This window comes from Pseudoxanthomonas japonensis, from assembly GCF_043632995.1.
GTDB classification, from domain to species: domain Bacteria; phylum Pseudomonadota; class Gammaproteobacteria; order Xanthomonadales; family Xanthomonadaceae; genus Pseudoxanthomonas_A; species Pseudoxanthomonas_A japonensis.
The window spans coordinates 2,662,752-2,682,835 of the sequence record NZ_CP171632.1; the positions used below are offsets into that span (position 1 = coordinate 2,662,752).

21 protein-coding genes, 4 tRNA genes and 1 other RNA gene are annotated in these 20,084 nt (G+C 67.3%); 6 read left to right on the forward strand and 20 right to left on the reverse strand.

What is annotated here, in order from left to right; all coding sequences use genetic code 11:
• The first annotated feature begins 52 nt into the window (after window positions 1–52).
• Both ACGHX3_RS12265 and ffs read left to right on the forward strand, forming a co-directional pair.
• Window positions 53–145, forward strand: a tRNA-Ser gene (locus tag ACGHX3_RS12265).
• A 72-nt stretch (window positions 146–217) separates the two neighbouring features.
• Window positions 218–314, forward strand: an RNA gene (gene ffs, locus ACGHX3_RS12270) — signal recognition particle sRNA small type.
• 312 nt (window positions 315–626) lie between these two features.
• On the opposite strand, the gene ACGHX3_RS12275 is transcribed toward ffs, so the two are convergent.
• The 7 genes from ACGHX3_RS12275 to ACGHX3_RS12305 are packed head-to-tail and all read right to left on the reverse strand — an operon-like array spanning window position 627 to window position 5,328.
• The gene (locus tag ACGHX3_RS12275; RefSeq protein WP_394695132.1) at window positions 627–1,649 is read right to left on the reverse strand and encodes a beta-propeller fold lactonase family protein; all 1,023 of its coding nucleotides are present in this window, start codon (window positions 1,647–1,649) and stop codon (window positions 627–629) included.
• On the reverse strand, window positions 1,646–2,074 hold the full coding sequence (locus ACGHX3_RS12280; RefSeq protein WP_394695133.1) for a molybdenum cofactor biosynthesis protein MoaE: 429 nt from the start codon (window positions 2,072–2,074) through the stop codon (window positions 1,646–1,648). The genes ACGHX3_RS12275 and ACGHX3_RS12280 overlap by 4 nt, the downstream gene beginning before the upstream one ends.
• Before the next feature lie 2 nt (window positions 2,075–2,076).
• Window positions 2,077–2,319 carry a MoaD/ThiS family protein gene (locus ACGHX3_RS12285; protein WP_213604871.1) on the reverse strand — a complete coding sequence of 81 codons (243 nt, stop codon included), beginning with the start codon at window positions 2,317–2,319 and terminating at the stop codon, window positions 2,077–2,079.
• Window positions 2,316–2,801, reverse strand: coding sequence for a cyclic pyranopterin monophosphate synthase MoaC (gene moaC, locus ACGHX3_RS12290; RefSeq protein ID WP_162336376.1), 486 nt, complete (start codon window positions 2,799–2,801; stop codon window positions 2,316–2,318). The genes ACGHX3_RS12285 and moaC overlap by 4 nt, the downstream gene beginning before the upstream one ends.
• Window positions 2,802–2,817: 16 nt before the next feature.
• Window positions 2,818–3,831 (reverse strand): GTP 3',8-cyclase MoaA, encoded by a 1,014-nt coding sequence (gene moaA, locus ACGHX3_RS12295; RefSeq protein ID WP_394695134.1) that lies wholly within the window; start codon window positions 3,829–3,831, stop codon window positions 2,818–2,820.
• Window positions 3,828–4,577 (reverse strand): MBL fold metallo-hydrolase, encoded by a 750-nt coding sequence (locus ACGHX3_RS12300; protein WP_394695135.1) that lies wholly within the window; start codon window positions 4,575–4,577, stop codon window positions 3,828–3,830. The genes moaA and ACGHX3_RS12300 overlap by 4 nt, the downstream gene beginning before the upstream one ends.
• A 1-nt stretch (window position 4,578) precedes the next feature.
• Complete coding sequence (locus ACGHX3_RS12305; protein WP_162336374.1) at window positions 4,579–5,328, reverse strand: 3-deoxy-D-manno-octulosonic acid kinase; 750 nt, start codon at window positions 5,326–5,328, stop codon at window positions 4,579–4,581.
• 28 nt (window positions 5,329–5,356) lie between these two features.
• Between ACGHX3_RS12305 and ACGHX3_RS12310 the strand changes: the two genes are divergently transcribed.
• Window positions 5,357–6,391, forward strand: a complete 1,035-nt coding sequence (locus ACGHX3_RS12310) for a glycosyltransferase family 9 protein (protein WP_394697286.1) — start codon at window positions 5,357–5,359, stop codon at window positions 6,389–6,391.
• A 10-nt stretch (window positions 6,392–6,401) separates the two neighbouring features.
• Here ACGHX3_RS12310 and ACGHX3_RS12315 read toward each other — a convergent pair whose 3' ends face one another.
• Window positions 6,402–6,809, reverse strand: a complete 408-nt coding sequence (locus ACGHX3_RS12315; protein WP_162336373.1) for a DUF6165 family protein — start codon at window positions 6,807–6,809, stop codon at window positions 6,402–6,404.
• A 103-nt stretch (window positions 6,810–6,912) separates the two neighbouring features.
• Window positions 6,913–7,003: transfer RNA gene (locus ACGHX3_RS12320), tRNA-Ser, on the reverse strand.
• 216 nt (window positions 7,004–7,219) lie between these two features.
• Here ACGHX3_RS12320 and ACGHX3_RS12325 point away from each other — a divergent pair.
• On the forward strand, window positions 7,220–7,924 hold the full coding sequence (locus tag ACGHX3_RS12325; protein ID WP_055942014.1) for a PP2C family serine/threonine-protein phosphatase: 705 nt from the start codon (window positions 7,220–7,222) through the stop codon (window positions 7,922–7,924).
• 15 nt (window positions 7,925–7,939) lie between these two features.
• Here ACGHX3_RS12325 and dnaQ read toward each other — a convergent pair whose 3' ends face one another.
• From dnaQ to ACGHX3_RS12345, 4 genes are read right to left on the reverse strand one after another with little or no spacing between them, the layout of a single operon-like run.
• Complete coding sequence (gene dnaQ, locus ACGHX3_RS12330; protein WP_394695136.1) at window positions 7,940–8,668, reverse strand: DNA polymerase III subunit epsilon; 729 nt, start codon at window positions 8,666–8,668, stop codon at window positions 7,940–7,942.
• On the reverse strand, window positions 8,668–9,228 hold the full coding sequence (locus ACGHX3_RS12335; protein WP_394695137.1) for a GNAT family N-acetyltransferase: 561 nt from the start codon (window positions 9,226–9,228) through the stop codon (window positions 8,668–8,670). The genes dnaQ and ACGHX3_RS12335 overlap by 1 nt, the downstream gene beginning before the upstream one ends.
• Complete coding sequence (rnhA, locus tag ACGHX3_RS12340) at window positions 9,225–9,674, reverse strand: ribonuclease HI (RefSeq protein ID WP_162336371.1); 450 nt, start codon at window positions 9,672–9,674, stop codon at window positions 9,225–9,227. Before rnhA ends, ACGHX3_RS12335 begins: the two co-directional genes overlap by 4 nt.
• A gap of 19 nt (window positions 9,675–9,693) precedes the next feature.
• The gene (locus tag ACGHX3_RS12345; protein WP_313927593.1) at window positions 9,694–10,359 is read right to left on the reverse strand and encodes a class I SAM-dependent methyltransferase; all 666 of its coding nucleotides are present in this window, start codon (window positions 10,357–10,359) and stop codon (window positions 9,694–9,696) included.
• Window positions 10,360–10,420: 61 nt separating this feature from the next.
• Between ACGHX3_RS12345 and gloB the strand changes: the two genes are divergently transcribed.
• Both gloB and ACGHX3_RS12355 read left to right on the forward strand, forming a co-directional pair.
• The gene (gene gloB / locus ACGHX3_RS12350; protein WP_394695138.1) at window positions 10,421–11,200 is read left to right on the forward strand and encodes a hydroxyacylglutathione hydrolase; all 780 of its coding nucleotides are present in this window, start codon (window positions 10,421–10,423) and stop codon (window positions 11,198–11,200) included.
• Window positions 11,197–12,381, forward strand: a complete 1,185-nt coding sequence (locus ACGHX3_RS12355) for a transglycosylase SLT domain-containing protein (RefSeq protein WP_394695139.1) — start codon at window positions 11,197–11,199, stop codon at window positions 12,379–12,381. The genes gloB and ACGHX3_RS12355 overlap by 4 nt, the downstream gene beginning before the upstream one ends.
• Before the next feature lie 69 nt (window positions 12,382–12,450).
• Here ACGHX3_RS12355 and ACGHX3_RS12360 read toward each other — a convergent pair whose 3' ends face one another.
• The 7 genes from ACGHX3_RS12360 to clpP form a co-directional block, all read right to left on the reverse strand.
• Window positions 12,451–14,427 (reverse strand): peptidyl-prolyl cis-trans isomerase, encoded by a 1,977-nt coding sequence (locus ACGHX3_RS12360; protein WP_394695140.1) that lies wholly within the window; start codon window positions 14,425–14,427, stop codon window positions 12,451–12,453.
• Window positions 14,428–14,593: 166 nt separating this feature from the next.
• Window positions 14,594–14,670 (reverse strand) — tRNA-Asp (locus tag ACGHX3_RS12365).
• Window positions 14,671–14,753: 83 nt separating this feature from the next.
• A tRNA-Val gene (locus ACGHX3_RS12370) sits at window positions 14,754–14,828 on the reverse strand.
• Between the two features lie 35 nt (window positions 14,829–14,863).
• Complete coding sequence (locus ACGHX3_RS12375) at window positions 14,864–15,136, reverse strand: HU family DNA-binding protein (RefSeq protein ID WP_055941990.1); 273 nt, start codon at window positions 15,134–15,136, stop codon at window positions 14,864–14,866.
• A gap of 216 nt (window positions 15,137–15,352) precedes the next feature.
• Window positions 15,353–17,803: an endopeptidase La gene (lon, locus tag ACGHX3_RS12380; protein ID WP_394695141.1), complete on the reverse strand. Its 2,451-nt coding sequence runs from the start codon at window positions 17,801–17,803 to the stop codon at window positions 15,353–15,355.
• 182 nt (window positions 17,804–17,985) lie between these two features.
• Window positions 17,986–19,269 carry an ATP-dependent Clp protease ATP-binding subunit ClpX gene (clpX, locus tag ACGHX3_RS12385; protein WP_394695142.1) on the reverse strand — a complete coding sequence of 428 codons (1,284 nt, stop codon included), beginning with the start codon at window positions 19,267–19,269 and terminating at the stop codon, window positions 17,986–17,988.
• 126 nt (window positions 19,270–19,395) lie between these two features.
• The gene (gene clpP / locus ACGHX3_RS12390) at window positions 19,396–20,022 is read right to left on the reverse strand and encodes an ATP-dependent Clp endopeptidase proteolytic subunit ClpP (protein WP_162336364.1); all 627 of its coding nucleotides are present in this window, start codon (window positions 20,020–20,022) and stop codon (window positions 19,396–19,398) included.
• Between the last annotated feature and the right edge of the window lie 62 nt (window positions 20,023–20,084).

Sequence of the window (20,084 nt, forward strand, 5' to 3'; positions counted from 1 at the left end):
CGAAGGCTAGAATTCACGCCCCTGAAAGCGGCCTTGGTCACGTTCAGGTCCCGGAGAGGTGTCCGAGTGGTTGAAGGAGCACGCCTGGAAAGTGTGTAAGCGTCTAAACCGCGCTTCGGGGGTTCGAATCCCCCTCTCTCCGCCAGTTCCATCGCAACCCGCCACGGTGGGTTGACGACGAACCGCGCTCCGGCGCGGTTTCGTGTCTATGGTGGCCCCGTCGGCCCCTCGCGACGCTAGGTCGAAAATCCCGCCAGGGCCGGAAGGCAGCAACGGTATCGATCGACGCGGGCGCCGAGGTCAGCCGGCGGGGCTACCGCCTTTTCAGGCATTGGCAATTCATTGCCCCCGGCCGTTGCGACGGCATCACCGACATCGTGACGGACGCATCGCGGGGCGCGGCAGCAACGGTATCGATCGACGCGGGCGCCGAGGCCAGCCGGCGGGGCTACCGCCTTTTCAGACATTGGCAATTCACTGATCCCTGCCGTTGCGACATCGATATCTCGCAGCGGAGATGCCGCGGGTCGCGGCGGAGCTACCGCCTTTTAAAGCATCGGCCAGTCACTCTCCGCTGCCGTTGCGACGGCATCGGCGCCATGGTCGCGGACGTACCGCGGGGCGCCCTAGTCCGCGACGATGCCCAGCGCATCCGGCTCACGGCCAGTGACCCAGTAGTCGATCACCTGCCAGCGCTGCGTGTCGATGACGGCGATCCTGTCGCCACCGCTGATCGCCACGTAGGCCCGCGGACGATCGGCTGCGGCCACCACACCGATCGGCAGCGCGGCACTGCCCAGCATCGTGGGCTGGTAGGTCATGTCGTCGCGCGACAGCGATATGGTCGCGACCGGCACCTTGGTGCGCGCATTGAACACGGCGAGCGTTGCCGCACGCGCGTTGGTGACGAAGGCCAACGTGCCATCGGCCGAGAACACGACGCGGATCGGGAATCCCTTGCTGCTCATCCGGCGCTTGACTGCGAGCGTGCGCGGATCGTGCACGGTCAACGTGCCGTCTTCGCGGTTGGTCACCCAGACCTCGGCGCCGTCCGGCCGCACCGCGACGCCCTCCGCGCCCTTTCCTGCTGGCCGCTCGACGGTTTTCGTGCCGGCCTCCAGGTCGATCCGGCTCACGGTGCCGGCCTGGATCTTGGTCAGGTAGGCGGCCTGGCCGTCGGGCGACACCGCGATCATGTGGCCGGTCCCGGCACCGACCTCGATCTCCCGTTCGATCTCGCCCGTGCCGACATCCACGATCAATACACTGGCCGACGCCTCCGTGGTCACCAGCACGCGGCGGCCGTCTGGCAGGAAGCGAAGCCCATGCGGCGCGCCATGCTGGCCCAGGTCGATCGACCGCGTCGGCGTGCCGCCCACCAGGTCGAGTACCGACAGCGTGCTGCCGGTCTTCGCTTCGCCATAGTTCGTCACCACAGCCGACCGGCCATCGGGTGCGACCGCGATCTCGTGCGGCGCTTCGCCCGTGCGGAACTCGCCGATCCGGCGGCCGTCGCGGAGCGACAGGCGCCAGACCGTATCGGCCGACTTGTTGCCGACCAGCAGCTCGGCCGCCTTCGTCGCGGGCGACGATGCGCCGGCCGTCCCAGCCAGTGCGGCAGTGAACAGCAACGCGCGCAGCACGCTCATGCCTCCTCCGCCATCGGATGCAGCCAGTCGGCATCGCCCTCGCGGTAGTGCTCGCGCTTCCAGATGGGTACGCGCCGCTTCGTCTCGTCGATGATGTACCGGCAGGCGTCGAACGCTGCGCCACGATGCGCCGCGCTCACGCCGACCCAGACCGCCAAGTCGCCGATGACCAGCGTGCCCACGCGATGCACGCAGCGGGCGTCGATCACGTCGAAGCGCGCCTTGGCCTCGGCGATGATGCGTTCGCCCTCGCGCTCGGCCAGCGTGGCATAGGCCTCATAGTCGAGACCGTCCACGGCGCGCCCCGCATGATGGTCGCGCACCCACCCCTCGAAGCTGGCGTAGCCGCCGGCGCGTGGGTCGAGTACGCCGGCACGCAGCGGGGCGATGTCGATCGGCGTCTCCGACAGATGGAAGCCGGGCATGCTCAGCCCCCGCTCACGGGCGGGATGAAAGCGATCTCGCTGCCCGCCGACGGAGCGTCGCTCCAGCGCGCGAACTCGCCATCCACCGCGACCCGCAGGTGTTCGCGCGGCCAGGTGAAGCCGTGCCGCGCCTGCACGTCGTCGTACACGCCCGCCAGGTCCGGCGCATCCGTCGTGATCGCTTCGCTGGCGACCCCGGCACGCTCGCGCAGGCTGGCGAAATAGAGCAGCGTCACCTGGGTCATCGCACCTGCCCCACGTCGCGCTTGCCACCGCGCTTGCCCACCAGCTTCGCCGGTCCCAGCACGATCGCATGCGACAGCGCCTTGCACATGTCGTACACCGTCAACGCGGCGACGGTGGCGCCGGTCAGCGCCTCCATCTCCACGCCGGTGCGGTGCACCGTGCGGACCTGGCAGTCGATGCGCAGCGTGGCGTCGCCATCCCAGTCGACCGCCAGGCGGCAGCCGTCGATCGGCAACGGATGGCAGAACGGAATCAGTTCGTGCGTGCGTTTCACCGCCATCGTGCCGGCGATGATCGCGGTGTCCACGATGCCCCCTTTCGCACTGCGCAAGCCAGTGCGCTTCAACTCGCGCGCCACATCCGCCGGAAAGCGCACGCGACAGGTGGCCAGCGCTTCGCGTGCGGTCGACGCCTTGCCGGAGACGTCCACCATGGCCGGTCGGCCATCGGCATCGAGATGGGTCAGGGTCTTGCGGGGCATGCGGATCCTGCGCGGTTCAACCGCCGATAAGATACATCTCGACGCGCCGGCGGTCCCGTACTTCCGGGCTGCCGCGCAGTTCGCTGTAACGGTCGCCGCGGGCGCGCCACAGGTCGGCGACATGCGCAGCGAGCGCATCCTCGCCCCGCGCGACGACGGTGCGCAGGTCGGCGCCGTCCGCCGCGAACAGGCAGGTGAACAGCCGCCCGTCCGCGGAGACGCGCGCGCGATGGCAGTCGCCACAGAACGGCGTGCTGACGGAGCTGACGAAACCGACTTCGCCCTCGCCATCGTCGAACCCGTAGCGCTCGGCCACCTCGCCGCGGTAATCCGCCTGCAACGGGTGCAACGGCCAGCGCGCGGCGATGCGATCGCGCAGCACCGATGAGGGCACCATGCGGTCGCGGCGCCAGTCATTGCTGTCGCCGACATCCATGAACTCGATGAAGCGCACCACATGGCCGGTGCCGCGGAAACGCTCGACCAGTGGCAGCACCTGGTCCTCATTGACGCCGCCCTGCACCACGGCATTGATCTTGAGTCGCCGGAAACCGGCCGCGACCGCGGCATCGATACCCGCCAGCACATCCTCCACCCGCCCCCGCCGTCCCGACATGTCGGCGAACACCTGCGGATCCAGCGCGTCCAGGCTGACGGTGATGCGTCGCAGACCCGCCTCGTGCAGCGCCTGCGCATGCTGCGCGAGCAGCATGCCGTTGGTGGTCAGGGCGATGTCGTCCAACCCGGGAATCACCGCCAGGCGGCGGACCAGCTCGGGCAGGCGCTTGCGCAGCAGCGGTTCGCCACCGGTCAGCCGCAGCTTGCGCGTGCCCAGCCGCACGAAGGCGCGCACCAGCGTGTCGATCTCGTCGAAGGACAGCCGTTGCGAGGCGTCTGTGCCGTAGTCCTCGGGCACGCGGTCGGCAGGCATGCAGTACCCGCAACGGAAATTGCAGGCATCGATGACCGACAGGCGCAGGTCGTGCAGCGGACGCCCCAGCAGATCGTGCGGCAGCGGAACCGGATTCACGGCAGCACGGTCGGCAATGGCGCCACCAGCGGAAGACCCTCGCCCGCCTCCGCGACGCGATGGCCGCGCGCGCGCAGTGCCTCCGCGTCCTCGACGCTGGCGTAGTGGTACAGCACGCAGCGCGCCAGCAACGCCGCCGGATACTCGCGCTCCAGGTCGTCGATGCCGCTGTGCGACGGATTGCCATGCAGCGCGCAGTCGTGTGCGATCACCTCGCCGGCGTCGGCATGGCGCGCCAGCATCTCGGGAATCGGGCGCGTATCGCCGGTCCACACCACGCTGCCGCGCAGACGAAGCCCGAACGCGGTGTCCGGCCAGTGGTGGCGGACCGGGAACACCTCCAGCCGCTGCCCGTCATGCCAGAACGCCTCGCCGACCGGAATCAGCTGGAACGCGTCCCAGAAGTTCGCACCGCCCTCGGCTAGTACATTCGGGTAGCTGGCGATGCGCTGGTGCAGCACCGGCACCAGCGGCGCCGGCACGTACAGGCGGACCTTGCCGCGCGCCTCATCGAAGTAGCTGGCCACGAACAGCCGCTCCATGCCGGCGACGTGGTCCAGGTGCACGTGGGTGATGAACACCGCATCGGGCATGCCGTCGTAACGCGCCTGGTAGGCGGTCAGCCCTTCACCGCCGCAGTCGATCGTCAGCCATGGCGCGCCGTCGCGTTCCAGCGTCGCCATCGCCGAGCCAAGCTCGACCGCGCCGGCATTACCCACGCCCAGGAAGCGCAGCGTCCAGCCCATCTCAGTAGCCCCGCGACCAGGCGTGGTCGTAGGCGCGGCGGAGCTGGGCGAAATCCTGACCCACCGCCTCCTCGCTGCGCGCACCGCGCAGCTTGATCAGGGAACGGCGAAGCCGCGCCAGATTCTGTTCGCGCCAGGCCGTCGCAGGAATGCGCAGGCGGCCGCGGTCGAAATCGATCAGCCAGCCGTGACCGCTCGGGTCGAAGAGGATGTTCTGCGCGTTGAGGTCCGCGTGGTCCAACCCGGCCCGATGGAAGCGCGCCACCAGCCGGCCCGTGCTTTCCCACGGCGCGTGCCCCTCGGCCTGCCCGGCGATGTCGGCGAGCGTGCGCACCTCCATCAGCCGTTCCACCAGGATCGAGGCGCGGTAGAACATGCCGTCGCGCACATAGCTGGCCGCCACCGGGCGCGGCACCGGCAGCCCTCGCGCCAACAGCGCGCGCGTCAGGCGGAATTCGGCGAAGCTGCGGGTCCGGTCGGGGCCGTGCCACAAGTAGCGGTCCTGGCTGAAACGCGCGGCCAGCCCGCCGCGCCGGTAGTGGCGCAGCACGCACTGGCTGGAAGGCGCATCGATGAACCAGGCGCTGCCACGGCCACCGCTGTCCACCGGCCGGGCGCGCTCGCCCCACTTCTCCGGCACGAACCAGTCCGGATCCGCTTGCCGCAGGTGTTTGCGGTCGAACAGAATCGCACCGTATCCGCTGCCTTCGCGGAACGGCGTCAGGGATTCCGAAGCGTCAAAACCGACCATCCAGCGAGTCTAACAACACTTGTCCACGATTCCCCCCTCATTGTGCCTGCTGCGCCTGTCCGCCCTCGGTGACGTGACCCATGTCGTGCCGCTGGTGCGCACCCTGCAGCGGCACTGGCCGCAGTTGCACCTGCACTGGGTGATCGACAAGGGCGGCTTCAAGCTGCTCGAAGGCCTGGAAGGCGTCACCTTCCACACCTATGACAAGAAAACCGGGCTGGCCGGCATGCGTGCGCTGCGAGGGGAAATGCCGGGCCGCTTCGACGCGCTGCTGCAGATGCAGGTGGCCCTGCGCGCGAACCTGCTGTCGGCCTTCATTCCCGCACGGCGCCGGATCGGCTACGACCGCAGCCGCTCGAAGGACCTGCACGGGCTGGTCATCAACGAGCGCATCCCCGACCGCCCAGGCATCCATGTGCTGGACGCGATGGGCAGCTTCTGCGAACCGCTGGGATTGAAGCAGACCCAGGTCGTGTGGGACCTGCCGGTGCCCGCCGACGCGCATGCGTGGGCCGCCGCGCAATGGCCCGCGGACGGAACGCGGACGCTGGTGATCTCGCCCTGCTCCAGCCATGTGCGCCGCAACTGGTTCGCCGACCGCTACGCCGCTGTCGCCGACCATGCCGCCGCACAGGGCTGGCGCGTGGTGCTGTGCGGCGGGCGCAGCGACCTGGAGCGGAAGACCGCCGACGCCATCATGGCCGCCATGCAGGCGCCGGCCCTGGATCTGGTCGGCAAGGACACGTTGAAGCAGCTGCCGGCCCTGCTGGCGCGCGCCGACCTGGTGATGACGCCCGATTCCGGCCCCATGCACATCGCCAATGCCATGGGCACGGCGGTGCTGGGCCTGCACGCGGCCAGCAATCCGCGCCGCAGCGGTCCCTACTCCACCGTTCGCTACTGCGTGGACCGCTACGACGACGCGGCGCGCCGCTACAAGGGCAAACCGGCCGCCGAGCTCAAGTGGGGCACCAAGATCGAACACGACGGAGTGATGGAACTGGTTACCGTGGACGATGGCATCGCTGCCTTCGAAAGGTTCCGCGACGACCTCGCGGACTGAACGCGGATCGTCAGGGCGTGCCGGCGACCCGGTAGTCCTGGTACGACTTCTCTTCCACGTAGGCGGAGCCCAGGGCGAGGTTGATCGCCTTCTTGATGCGGGCGCGCTCGTCGTTCTCGAAGTAGACGCTGCGGGCCAGGCGGACGAAGTCGTCGTCGAACGCCTGCGCCTTCTCCTTCAGGCGCACGTCGTCCTCGATCACCCACAGGCGCTCGTTGACCGCCTTGAGCTGGGCACGCAGTTCGACGATGTCGTTGCCCGCCACCGGATGCGCCATCCAGGTCTTCTCCAGCGCGGCCAGTTCATCGCGCACGTGCGCCAGCTTGGCCGGGTCGCTCATGCGCTCGGACTTGATCTGGAGGATGGCGATCTTGTCCAGCAACTCGCCGAAGGACACGGGCACGAGGATCTCGGACATGGGGGACTCCGGCGAAAGGGGGCCATTCTAGCGCCGCGGCGGCGGGCATCCCGTCGACGATCCCCAAAAAGCACAAGCCCCCTTGCGGGGGCTTGTGTGAAACTGGCGGAGAGGGAGGGATTCGAACCCTCGATACGCTATTAACGTATGCCTGATTTCGAGTCAGGTACATTCAACCACTCTGCCACCTCTCCGGTGGCCCCGGGCTTCCCCGGGGGCGTGAATGATACGTGGCCGACCGCATCCGGACAAGCGCGGCGACCCTGCCGGTGCCTGGCAGCATCACCCGCTCTGCACGTCGATGAACCCGAGCGGCTCCGTTGCGACCGTTGACCTTGTCCGATGTCCTGTCCAACCGGATCATTGCGTATGAGCGGATAGGAAAACGCCGTCCGCACAGACAGGGCACCATGATCGAATTCGGCCACATCTCCCACGTCGGCCTCAGGCGCGAGCTGAACGAGGACACCTATTACGGCGACAGCGAGCTGGGCCTGTGGCTGGTGGCCGATGGCATGGGTGGACATGCGTGCGGCGAAGTCGCCAGTGCGCTGGCGCGCGAGACCATCGTGCGCGAGATCCGCGATGGCACGCCGCTGGCCCAGGCCATCCGGATCGCCGACGAGGAGATCATCCGCACGTCCCGCCGTCGCAACGATACCCTGCCGATGGGCACCACCGTGGTGGCCGCGCGCATCCAGGGCAACCGCTTCGAGGTGGCGTGGGTCGGCGACAGCCGGGCCTACCTGTGGCGCGAGGGCCAGCTGGCCCAGTTGAGCCAGGATCACAGCTACGTGCAGGAACTGATCGCCCAGGGTGCGCTGACCAGCGAGCAGGCCCGCACCCACCCGCACCGCAATGTCGTCACCCAGGCACTGGGCGTCACCGACCCCAACCACCTCAACGTGGAAACCATGACCGGCGAACTGCGTCCCGGCATGCAGCTGCTGCTGTGCAGCGACGGCCTGACCGAAGAAGTGGACGACCCCAGCATCGCCGCCACGCTGAAGCACGACGACTGCAGCGCGCAGGAATGCGTCGACACGCTGATCGCGGCCGCGCTGGACGGGGGCGGTTCGGACAACGTCACCGCGATCCTGGTGCGCTGCCACTAAGTGACGACGGGCCGGTCAGCCGGCCTCGAACACCGGCGGATCCCACAGGCAGCGGCCACCGGCCTTTTTGCGCAGGGTCGCCAGGCGGGCTTCGTGCGCCGCCAGTTCGTCGGCGGATGCCGTCACGCGCGGCCGTGCTCCCGCTACCGCAGGATCGAACTGGTGGACGACGACCGCCGATGCGCCCGCAGCGGTTTCCTCGGCGCCGCCGAAGCCGATCTCGCGCTGGCCGGCGGTCAGGTTGAGGTAGACGTCGCACAGCAACTGGGCGTCGAGCAGCGCGCCGTGCAACTGGCGATGCGTGTTGTCCACACCCAGGCGCTTGCACAGCGCATCCAGTGAATTGCGCTGGCCGGGAAAACGCTGCCGCGCCAGCAACAGCGAATCCTCCACCGTGACGCGGTCGGTCAGGCGGCCGTAGTGTTCGCCGAGCCGCGACAGTTCGTAGTCCAGGAAGCCGACGTCGAACGCCGCGTTGTGGATGATCAGTTCCGCCCCGTCGATGAAGGCCAGGAACTCGTCGGCGATCGCCGCGAACAGCGGCTTGTCCGACAGGAACTCCAGGCTGAGGCCGGTCACTTCGGCCGCACCCTGCTCGAACTCGCGCTGCGGATTGATGTACTGGTGGTAGGTGCGCCCGGTGGGCCGGCGCTCCAGCAGTTCGACGCAGCCGATTTCGACGACGCGGTTGCCCTTCTTCCACTCCAGGCCGGTGGTTTCGGTGTCGAGGATGATCTGGCGCATCAGGCGGTGGCTTCCTTGGAGAGGTGCAGGTGGAACAGGTCCACCGCGTGTTCGATGGCGGGGAGCACGATCATTCTGTCGAATTCGAATCCCAGTTTCTGCAACAGCCGGATCGAGCCTGCGTTGTCGGGGTTGACGATGGCATGCAGGCGGGCGAGGCCGAGCCGGCTGCCGGCATCGGCGATGACTGCCCGCGCGGCCTCGAGCGCGAAGCCCTGTCCCGCATGTGCCGGCAGCAATGCGTATCCCAGGTCGGGGCCGTCCAGCCCGTCGCGGCGGACCAGCCCACAGTTGCCGATCAGGTCGCCGGTGTCCGTGCGCCGGATCGCATACATGCCGAACCCGTGTTGCGCGTAGCTGCGCAGTGCGCCGTTGCGCAGGTAATCGCGCGCCTGCTCCAGAGTGCGTACGCCGCGATCGGCGATGTTGCGGATGAAGGCGGGATCGTTGAGCAGTTCCAGCATCAGTGCCACGTCGGCATCGTCGCGATCGGACATCGCGTGCAACTGCAGGTGGGCCGTCCCGGCGATGCGCTGGCCAGGCGCTATCGCCAGCGTCACGCCACCGCTCCGTTGCGGAAACGCACGGCAGCGTTGCGCGCGAGCACGTCGACGCGTTCGTTGTCGGGATCGCCGTTGTGGCCCTTGACCCACTTCCAGTCGATCCGGTGGCGACCGGTCGCCGCATGCAGCCGCTCCCACAGGTCGCGGTTCTTCACCGGATCGCCGCCGGCGGTCTTCCAGCCGCGCCGGACCCAGCCCGGCATCCACTCCGTGATGCCCTGCCGGACGTACTGCGAGTCGATATGCAGGGTGACCTCGCAGCCTTCGGTCAACACCTCCAGCGCCGCGATGGCCGCCATCAGTTCCATGCGGTTGTTGGTGGTCTGCGCTTCGCCGCCGACCACCTCGCGCTCCTTCTCGCCGTAGCGCAGGAGCGCGGCCCAGCCGCCGGGGCCGGGATTGCCCAGACAGGAGCCATCGGTATGGATGCTGACGTGCTTCATGTGTCCTCGTGTTCGAAAGTCAGGCCGCGGGCGCGGTGCGCCAGGCGCGCGCCACCGGTGAGGGGGGAATGAGGCCGGCGACGCGCTTTTCCGCTTCGAGCAGACGGGCGGCGCGGAGCGGCGCCGGTCCATGGCCGGGGGCGTCCGCCACGCCCTTCCACACCGGGCCGTAATGCAGGACGTGCTCGGAGACGACCAGGCCGGCGGCCGCCAGCTGCAGGCGCCATTGCGGCAATGCCCGCGGCACCAGGCCGGCGCCACGCCAGCGCAAGCGGTATGGACTCCAGGGATTCAGCACGAACAACCACAGCCGCCCCCCTGGCTCGAGCACCCGCGAGCACTCCTGCAGCAGCGGTTGCGGATCACCGGCATCCAGCACGTGCTGCAGCACGATAACCCCCATGGCTTCGGTTGGCAGCGGCAGCGGCAGGCCGCACCGGACCTGGCCGGCCAGGCGATGTGCGCCTGCCGTGGTGCGCAGTCGAACGCCGCGCGTCGGCGGGGCGCGGGATGCAGGGGACGACGGGTCGGCGCCTTCCGGCGCTACCCACAGCCATGGCTGGGGTGTCCGGCTGGTCAGTGCCTGGCTGATGCGGGCATGCTCCGACGCCAGGATCGGCCCACCCCGCTCGGACCCGAACCACGCCAGGGCATCGGGTTGACGGGTAAACGCGAACGCAGGCATGTTCGGATTGTAGAGGACGCCGCCCCCGGGCGTCCGTTCCCTGCCCGGAGTCCTCACCCCGATGCGCCTGCTCGCCCTGCCCGCCTTCGAGGACAACTACATCTGGGCGCTGGTCGACGATGAGGGCGACGCGCTGGTGATCGATCCCGGCGATGCGGCACCCGTCCTGGCCGCCACCGGCAACGGCCTGTGGCCGTCGGCGGTGCTGGTCACCCATCATCATCCCGACCATGCCGGCGGCATCGCAGCCCTGCGGGCGCGCTGGCCCACCCTGCCGGTGTTCGCGCCCGAAGACGACCGCATCCCCGACGCAACCGAGCGCGTCGGGGACGGCGATACCGTCGCGGTAAAGAACTGGCGGCTGTCCGTGCTCGCCGTGCCGGGCCATACACGCTCGCACATCGCGTTCCATGGCGGCGGCGCGGACGGACCACCGCATTTGTTCTGCGGGGACACCCTCTTCAGCCTGGGCTGCGGTCGCCTGTTCGAAGGCACGCCGGCGCAGATGCTCGCATCGCTCGAGCGCCTCGCGGCGCTGCCCGACGCCTCGCTGGTCTGTTGCGGTCACGAATACACGCTGGCCAATGCTGCGTTCGCCAGCGCCGTGGATCCCCATAACCCGGCCTTGCGCCATCGCGTCGAGGAAGCCCGCGTCATGCGCCAGGCCGGCCGCCCCACCCTGCCGGTTTCGCTCGCCAGCGAGATCGCGACCAATCCGTTCCTGCGGGTGGACACCGAGGCTGTGCGCGCGGCGGTGTCCCATCGGCTGGGACGCCCTCCGGTCGACCGCGTGGAGACGTTCGCCACGCTGCGTCAGTGGAAGAACGACTTCCGCGCATGACACAGCGCAAGCGCCTTCACCTGGCCCTGCTGGCTGCCGGGCTTGCCGTTGCGACGCAGGCGGCGGTCGCCGCCGATCCGCCGGCACAGGCGGGGACGCAGGCCGTTCCACCCCAGCCACCGATCGAACCGGCCAGTGTTCCCCCCAGCCACCAGCGCAGCGGGCTGGAGATCTACCAGCGCTTCCGCGATGGGCTCGCCGATCCTGAGTGCGACAGCGAGGCGACCAACGGCCGCTGGAAGAAGCATTTCAGCCACGCGCCGGGTCAGTTGGCCCGTGCCGAGGACGACGTGCTGCCACTGTTCGGCTACGTGGTCGACGCCTTGCGGGACGCGCATTTGCCTACCGAATTCGCGCTGATTCCGTTCGTCGAAAGCGGCTACAAGCCCGGCGCACGCAATCCGCAAGGCCCGGCGGGGCTGTGGCAGTTCATCGGCATCACCGCGCGCAACCATGGTGTGCCGATGCGCGAGGGGTATGACGGCCGGTTGTCGCCGGTGGATTCCACCCAGGCCGCCGTCCGCTATCTCAAGACGTTGCACGGGATGTTCGGCGGCGACTGGCGGCTGGCCGTGATGGCCTACAACGCCGGCGAGTACCGCGTGCTGCAATCGATGCGGCGCGCCGGCATGAATGCGCGCAACGCACGCCCGGCCGAGTTGCCGGGCCTGTCGGGCATCACCTACGCATACGTGGAGAAACTGCACGCCCTCGCCTGCATCTTCCAGCAGGCGGACGACCGCGACGCCTGGCTCCGGCAGATGGACCGTCCCGTCCCGCGCCTGGCGGCGCATGTCCTGCCCGGCGACGCCACCCTCGACATGTGGGCAACGGCGCAGCAACAGCCCGCCGCACTGCTCAAGCGACTCAATCCCGCACTGGCCGGCCGCTTCAGTCGGGCAGGCAAGCCGATACAACTGCTGGCACCGACAAGCGCGGCTGCCACCGATACCGCAGCGCTGGAAGACGCACCGATGGCGCAGGCGGCCACGAAACCCCAGACGCGGACCGGGCCGCCTTCCGCAGGCCGCACGCACACGGTCAGGAACGGCGATTCCGCCTGGACCATCGCGCGTCGCAACGGCATGACGACGGCGCACCTACTGCAGATCAATGGATTGGCGCCGAACGCGGTACTGCGGCCAGGCATGGTGCTGAAGCTGGACAGCGACGCCGATTGAGCAGGGCGCGCGAAAAGAAGAATCCCGCCGGGTGGCGGGATTCGGATCGTACCTGGCGGCGCGGGCGACTCAGAGGCGCTCTTCGAACACCTTCACCTTGAAGCGCTTGCGCAATGCGTCGACGTAAGCCTGCGTCGCGATGCCGGCATTGAGCTGCGTCAGCTGCTGCTGCATGGTCGCGCGCTCTTCCGCGGGCATCTCCGCGATCACACCATCACTCACCTTGTTGACGGTGAACACGGCGTAGGCGCCGTCGCCCAGCGCCACCTTGCCGGCAACCACCTTGCCCTCCGCCGGTCGACCCGCCGCGAAGATCGCGTCGTTGGCCTCGGCCGTCGGCATCGGCATGCCGCGGCGCAGACCCGGCAGTTCGTTGAAACGCAAACCCTCGGCCGTCGCGACCGTCGCCAACGACTCGCCCTTCTGCACACGCGCAACCAGCGCATCAGCAGCGGCAAGCGCCGATTTGTTCTGGCGGTCCGCACGGATGGCCAGCACGACGGCATCGCGCGCCTTGTCCAGCGGCAAGGCCTGTTCCGGCGTGTGCTGCGCCACGCGGATGACGACGCTGTGGTTGGGTGAGATCTCGATGGGATCGCTGATCGTGCCGTCCTGCACCAGCGTGTCGGAGAACGCTGCCCGCAGTACCGCCGGCACCATCGCAATGCCCTGGGGCGCATTCTGCGAGAACGGACCGACCTTCTGCAGCGGCAGGCCGATGGCTTCGGCCGCCGGCGCCAGCGCCGTCGGGTTCTTCAATGTCTCATTGACCAGGCGTCCGGCCAAGTCGTTGAACGCACGGTCGCGCTCGCTGTTGGCCTCTTCCGTCGCCAGTTCGCCGCGCACTTCCTCGAAGCTGCGACCGGTGCCGGGATTGACCTGCTTCAGCTGCAGCACGTGATAGCCGAAGTCGCTCTTGACCGGCCCACGGATCTCGCCGGCCTGCATGGCAAACGCAGCGTCCTCGAACGGCTTGACCATCGAACCGTCCTGCGCGAACGGCGGCAGTTCGCCGCCCGCATCCTTCGAGCCGGGATCGTCCGAATTCGCGCGCGCCAGCGCGGCGAAGTCGGCGCCTTCGCGCGCCTGCTTGGCCAGCGCAGCCGCCTTTTCCTCGGCTTTCTTCTGCGTGGCGGCGTCCGCGCCTGCGTCGGCCGCGATCAGGATGTGCGCGACCACCCGCTGCTCCGGCGACATGAAGCGCGATTTTTCGGCTTCGTAGCGCTTGCGCAGCGCCGCTTCGTCGGGCGCCGCGGCGACGGGCAGTGTCGCGCCATCGATCTCGACGTACTCCAGCGACACTTGCTCGGGCTGCTTGAAATCGCTCTTGTGACCGTCGTACCACGCCTTGACCTGCGCCTCGGTGACGGGGGCCGTGTCCTCGGCCACCGGCGGCAGCAGCGCGATACCGATATCGCGCGTCTCGCCCAGCAGCTTCCACATGCGCGCCTGTTCTCCTTCGGTCACGAAGTCGGAATCGCCGATGGCCTGCGGCACCAGCAGCATGCGCAGGCGCTCGCGCTGCTGCTCCTGGAACTGCAGCGGCGAGATCGCCGGCACCTGCGATGCCAGCAGCATCTGGTACTGCTCGGGGCTGAACTTGCCGTCCACCTGGAACGCAGGCTCGCTCGCGATCATCTTCTGCACGGCCGCGTTGCCCACGACGATGCCTGCGCGCTTCGCGCCCAGCGCCAGCACCTTCTGGTCGAGCAACTGGTCCAGCACTTTGCGCTTGTTGTCCGCACTTTCGAACTCGCGCGGATCGAACGCGTCACCCAGCGCCTGCCGCTGCTGCTGGCGCGCCTGCTCGAACGCGGCGCGGAAATCTTCCTGCGTGACTTCTTCGCGCTGCCAGAGCATCGACACCGGCCACCACTGGGGCGCCGACTCCCACCACGTCGGCGGCGCTTCGACCAGCGCCACGTCGCCGGCGGTGCCACCGGTCATGTATTCGTTCACGCCAACGAAGGCGAACGGAATGATCAGCAGACCCAGGATCAGGCTGGCGACCCAGCCGGAGGTTTTGTCGCGGAGTTTCTGCAGCATGTGCGCACGGGACCCGAATTCTTTCAGCCGCGCAGTTTAACCTGCCGGGATGACGGCGTCTCGCCGCCCGACGGACGCGAAATGCCGATGGGCTCCCGCAGGCGCCGACGGCCTGCATGGGCGCACATAGCAGAAAGCCCGCTTTCGCGGGCTTTCTGGGTGTAAATGGCGGAGTGGACGGGACTCGAACCCGCGACCTCCGGCGTGACAGGCCAGCATTCTAACCGACTGAACTACCACTCCGCGCTGAGACGAACATTGTAAGACGATTTCAGCGCTTTCCGCTAGACCATCTTACAAATTTTTAAACCTGCACCGCCCCGATGTGGTGGGTGCTGAGGGTTTCGAACCCCCGACCCTCTCCGTGTAAGGGAGACGCTCTACCGCTGAGCTAAGCACCCAGGGTGATCGCACCCTGCCATCGGCAGCGAGTCGATTAGTTTACGGCATCCTTCAGGGCTTTGCCAGCCTTGAACGCGGGATTCTTGGACGCCTTGATCTTGATGGTGTCGCCGGTCTTCGGGTTGCGACCCGTGCGTGCGGCGCGCTTGCGGACCTGGAAGGTGCCGAAGCCGACCAGCGTCACGCTGTCGCCCTTCTTGAGGGCCTTGGTGATGCTGGAGATGACGGCGTCGACGGCGCGGCCGGCTTCGGCCTTGGACACTTCGGCTTCGTCGGCGACGGCATCGATCAATTCGGTTTTGTTCATTGAGTGACTCCCTGTGCGGCACAACCGCGGAATGAGTGGCCGGAACCTCTGGCTTCGCTCGCCAGACGGAACCGGCCGTGATGTCCACGCGCTACGAAGCGTAGCTTCGTGCATGCGGGTGACGCCGTTATACCAGTGCGAAAAATGCCGCGCAAGCCGAAAACCCAACAGTGACGCGGGTTTCCGGGCAATGACACGCGTTATTCGTCATCTCATTCAATGCTTCACACCGGGCTGCTGCGGCCCCTTGCCGCGCTCCTTCTTGGTGGCCGGCACCACGCGCTCGCCACCGTCGCCGCCTGTGACCGGCACTGGCGTCAGCGGCTTCTCCAGCGCGAGATCGAGCACCTCGTCGATCCACTTCACCGGCACGATCCGGATGCCATCGGTGACATTGGCGGGGATGTCGGCCAGGTCCTTCTTGTTCTCGTCGGGGATGATGACGGTGGTGATGCCGCCACGCAGCGCCGCCAACAGCTTTTCCTTGAGGCCTCCGATGGCGGTGACGCGACCCCGCAGCGTGATCTCGCCCGTCATCGCCACGTCCGCCCGCACGGGGTTTCTGGTCAGTGCGGACACCAGGGCGGTGACCATCGCGATACCCGCGCTCGGACCATCCTTCGGCGTCGCGCCATCAGGCACATGCAGGTGCACGTCGTGCTTCTGCAGGAACTCCGCATCCACGCCCAGGCTGGCCGCGCGAGCGCGCACCACGGACATCGCCGCGGAACCCGACTCCTTCATCACATCGCCGAGCTGACCGGTCAGCAGCATGCCGCCCTTGCCGGGCACCAGCGCGACCTCGATCTGCAGCAGGTCGCCGCCCACTTCGGTCCACGCCAGTCCGGTGACGAGACCGATCTCGTTCTGCTCTTCGGCACGGCCGAAGTCGAAGCGACGCACGCCTGCGTACTTCTCCAGGTTCTTCGAGCTGACCTGCATGGCGGCCGCCTTCTTCTTGACCGGCTTGGGACCTGCCAGCGCGATCTCCTTGACCACCTTGCGGCAGATCTTGGCGACTTCACGCTCGAGATTGCGCACGCCGGATTCGCGCGTGTAATAGCGGACCAGATCGCGGATCGCGCTCTCGGCGATCTTCAGCTCGTCTGCCTTAAGTCCATTGGCCTTCAGTTGCTTCGGCACGAGGTAGCGCTGCGCGATGTTGACCTTCTCGTCCTCGGTGTAGCCGGGGATGCGGATGACCTCCATGCGGTCCAGCAACGGGCCGGGGATGTTCAGCGAGTTCGACGTCGCGACGAACATCACTTCGGACAGGTCCAGGTCGACTTCGAGGTAGTGATCGTTGAAGGCGTTGTTCTGCTCCGGATCCAGCACCTCGAGCAGCGCGGACGACGGGTCGCCGCGGAAGTCCATCGACATCTTGTCGATCTCGTCCAGCACGAACAGCGGATTCTTGCTGCCGGTCTTGTTGAGGTTCTGCACGATGCGGCCCGGCATGGAGCCAACGTAGGTCCGGCGATGTCCGCGGATCTCCGCCTCGTCGCGCACGCCCCCCAGCGACATGCGTACGAACTTGCGGTTGGTCGCCTTGGCGATGCTCTGGCCCAGCGAGGTCTTGCCCACGCCCGGCGGTCCGACGAGGCACAGGATCGGGCCGCGCAGCTTCTTCACGCGCGACTGGACCGCGAGGTATTCGAGGATGCGTTCCTTGACCTTCTCCAGACCATAGTGATCCGCGTCCAGCGTGTCCTGCGCGACCTTGAGATCCTTGCGCACCTTGGTGCGCTTGTTCCAGGGCACGCCAAGCAGCCAATCGAGATAGTTGCGGACCACGGCCGCCTCGGCCGACATCGGCGACATCTGCTTCAGCTTGTTGAGCTCGTTGCGCGCTTTCGTTTCCACGGGCTTCGGCATGCCGGCGTCGGCGATCTTGCGCGCCAGTTCCTCCAGTTCGTTGGGCGCCTCGTCGAGTTCGCCCAGCTCCTTCTGGATGGCCTTCATCTGCTCGTTGAGGTAGTACTCGCGCTGGCTCTTCTCCATCTGCGACTTCACGCGTCCGCGGATGCGCTTTTCCAGCTGCTGCACGTCGATCTCGCCATCGACGAAGCCAACCAGCAGCTCCAGCCGCTCGCCGACCTCGATGGTTTCCAGTAGCCGCTGCTTGTCGCTCAGGCGCACACCCAGGTGCGCGGCGATCGTATCGGCAAGCCGGCTCGGCTCGTCGATGCCGGCCAGGGTCTGCAGCAGTTCCGGCGGCAGCTTGCGGTTGGTCTTGACGTACTGTTCGAACAGGCCCATGAGCGAGCGCGCCACGGCCTCGATCTCGCGCGGCTCCCGCGCATCGGTGGAGTCGATCTCTTCGCCCTGTCCGTACAGCGAGCCGTCGCGTTCGACGACATTCGACACGTTCACGCGCGCCGTGCCCTCGACCAGCACTTTGATGGTGCCATCCGGCAGCTTCAGCAGTTGCAGGACCTGCGCGAGGGTGCCGACCGAATACAGGTCGGCGGCGGCAGGATCATCCGTTTCCGCGGATTTCTGGGCAAGCAGGATGATGCGCTTGTCGGCCTCCATCGCCTGCTCCAGCGCGCGCATAGACTTGTCGCGACCGACAAACAGCGGGATGACCATGTGCGGAAAGACCACCACGTCGCGTAGCGGCAGGACCGGCAGGTCGAGGATTTCAGTCTGGGGACGGCGGGGCATGGGGGCTCCAGCAAGTGCGGAATGCAGGGGTGCGCAGGCACCAATGGGCCCGTTATGGGGCCATCGCCGTAGGGATGCAAGAGCGTCGCCAAAACCCCAATGGAACCCGCGACTTGCGAATCGCCGCCAAAAACTGAACAGGCGCCACAAGGGCGCCTGTCAGTGGAAACGTGCGGGCCGGATCACTCCGCCGATGCGACCTTCGGGGCGGGCGGATTCTGGTAGATCAGGTAGGGCTCGGACTTGTGCTCGATCACCGACTCGTCCACGACCACCTTGCTGACGTTCTCCAGCGACGGCAGCTCGTACATCGTGTCCAGCAGGACCGATTCGACGATGGTGCGGAGACCACGTGCGCCGGTCTTGCGCTTCAGCGCCTTGCGGGCGATCGCCGACAGCGCATCCGGGCGGAACTCGATCTCCACCCCCTCCATCTCGAATAGCTTCTTGAACTGCTTGGTGATCGCGTTCTTCGGCTCGGTGAGGATCTTGACCAGTGCGGCCTCGTCAAGCTCTTCCAGCGTGGCGACCACCGGCAGGCGACCGACGAATTCGGGGATCAGGCCGAACTTGATCAAATCTTCCGGCTCGACCTCGGACAGGACCTTGCCGACTTCCGACTTCTTCTCGGAGCTCTTCACCTTGGCACCGAAACCGATGCCGCCAGCCTCGGTGCTGCGCTGCTGGATGATCTTGTCCAGGCCGGCGAACGCACCGCCGCAGATGAACAGGATGTTCCTGGTGTCGACCTGCAGGAATTCCTGCTGCGGGTGCTTGCGGCCACCCTGCGGCGGAACGCTGGCGACGGTGCCCTCGATCAGCTTCAGCAGCGCCTGCTGCACGCCTTCGCCGGACACGTCGCGGGTGATCGACGGGTTCTCGCTCTTGCGCGAGATCTTGTCGATCTCGTCGATGTAGACGATGCCCTGCTGCGCCTTGTCGACGTCGTAGTCGCACTTCTGCAGCAGCTTCTGGATGATGTTCTCGACGTCCTCGCCCACGTAGCCGGCTTCGGTCAGCGTGGTGGCATCGGCGATGGTGAACGGCACGTTGAGCAGGCGCGCCAGCGTCTCGGCCAGCAGCGTCTTGCCCGAGCCGGTCGGGCCGGCAAGCAGGATGTTCGACTTGGCCAGTTCGACCTCATCGTTCTTGCTGCGGCTCTCGATGCGCTTGTAGTGGTTGTAGACCGCAACAGCCAGCGTGCGCTTGGCGCGGTTCTGTCCGATCACGTACTGGTCCAGGACCTCGAGGATCTCGCGCGGCTTGGGCAGGTGGCTGCGGGCGGACTGCGCCTTCTCCTCCAGCTCTTCGCGGATGATGTCGTTGCACAGCTCCACGCACTCATCGCAGATGAACACGCTGGGGCCCGCGATCAGCTTGCGGACCTCGTGCTGGCTCTTGCCGCAGAACGAGCAGTACAGGATTTTGGTGCTGTCGCCGGAACGGCCCTGACGATCTTCGCTCATGCTGGTATTACTCGGTCGCTCAACCTGCCCGGAGGGGCTTGCGGTCGGAGAATAGCACACGGTCCCGGCTTGTCAGCCGGGTCCGTGAACAGGGGGATTTGAGCCAGAAAACCCGCAATCCGGCGGTCAGGCCGACTGGATGGAATCTTCCGGACGGCGCTCGAGCACCTGGTCGACCAGGCCGTAGGCCTGCGAGTCCGCCGCGCTCTTGAAGTTGTCGCGCTCGGTGTCCCGCTCGATGGTTTCCAGCGACTGGCCCGTGTGGTGGGACAGGATGGCGTTCAGCTTCGCACGCAGCGTCAGGATCTCACGGGCGTGGATGTCGATGTCCGTCGCCTGGCCTTGGAAGCCGCCCAGCGGCTGGTGGATCATCACGCGCGAATTGGGCAGCGCGTAGCGCTTGCCCTTCGCGCCCGCCGCCAGCAGCAGCGCGCCCATGCTGGCCGCCTGGCCGACACAGATCGTGCTGACGTCCGGCTTGATGTACTGCATGGTGTCGTAGATGGCCATGCCGGCCGTCACCACGCCACCGGGCGAGTTGATGTACAGGCTGATGTCCTTCTCGGGATTCTCGGCTTCCAGGAAGAGCATCTGCGCCACGATGACGTTCGCCACGTGGTCATCCACGCCGCCCACCAGGAAGATCACGCGCTCCTTGAGCAGGCGGGAATAGATGTCGTAGGCGCGCTCGCCGCGGCTGGTCTGTTCGACCACCATCGGCACCAGGTTGAGGGCTTGGGTTTGAATGCTCATCGGTTCTCGCGCCTGTCGTTCAAGGGAAGGTCCGGCCTAGGATAGCCGGACCTTCTGCCCGG